This window comes from Saccharopolyspora antiqui (genome assembly GCF_052246905.1).
In the GTDB taxonomy this organism is placed as follows: domain Bacteria; phylum Actinomycetota; class Actinomycetes; order Mycobacteriales; family Pseudonocardiaceae; genus Saccharopolyspora.
In genome coordinates, this window is record NZ_JBQQBO010000063.1 from 1 (window position 1) to 700 (window position 700).

The 700-nt window shown below is 60.9% G+C and carries 1 protein-coding gene; it reads left to right on the forward strand.

What is annotated here, in order from left to right; all coding sequences use genetic code 11:
- The first annotated feature begins 3 nt into the window (after positions 1–3).
- A complete protein-coding gene (locus ACTWQN_RS38015) occupies positions 4–633 on the forward strand; it encodes a superoxide dismutase (RefSeq protein ID WP_443208528.1) in 630 nt (209 codons plus the stop codon).
- Positions 634–700 lie beyond the last annotated feature (67 nt).

The following is a 700-nucleotide window of genomic DNA, read 5'->3' on the forward strand; positions in this document are numbered from 1 at the left end:
ACGATGGCCCAGTACGTTTTGCCGGAGTTGGATTACGACTACGCGGCGTTGGAGCCGGCGATCGCTGGTGAGATCAACGAGTTGCACCACGGCAAGCATCACGCGGCGTATGTCAAGGGTGCGAATGACGCGGTGGAGAAGATCGCCGAGGCGCGGGAGAGGGGTGATTTCTCGTCGATCGTGGGGTTGGAGACCACGTTGGCGTTCAACTTGGCTGGGCATTCGTTGCACTTGGTGTGGTGGAAGGTTTTGTCGCCGAGTGGTGGGGACAAGCCCACGGGTGAGTTGGCGGCGGCCATCGATGAGGATTTCGGGTCTTTCGATGGGTTTCGGGCGCAGTTGGAGGCGGTGTCGACGACGATCCAGGGCAATGGGTGGGGGGTGTTGGCCTGGGATCCGGTGGGTCGGCGGTTGTTGACGCAGCAGTTGCGGGATCACCACGCGAACTTGTCGATCGCGACGACGCCGTTGTTGGTGTTCGACATCTGGGAGCACGCGTATTACCTGCAGTATCGGAACGTGAAGGCGGATTACGTGAAGCAGTTGTGGAACGTGGTCGATTGGGACGAGGTGTCGCGGCGTTTCGCGGATGCTCGTGCGGGTTACAACGGTCTGCGGTTGCCTACCGCGTGATGGCGATTTCGCGCGAAATCGCTGGTCGCTGCTCTTGGGAAGCGCCGATTTCGCGCGAAATCGCCAG

Excerpts from the sequence above, each read along its gene's own strand:
- ACTWQN_RS38015 (WP_443208528.1), top strand. The coding sequence starts at position 4 with ATGGCCCAGTACGTTTTGCCGGAGTTGGATTACGACTACGCGGCGTTG.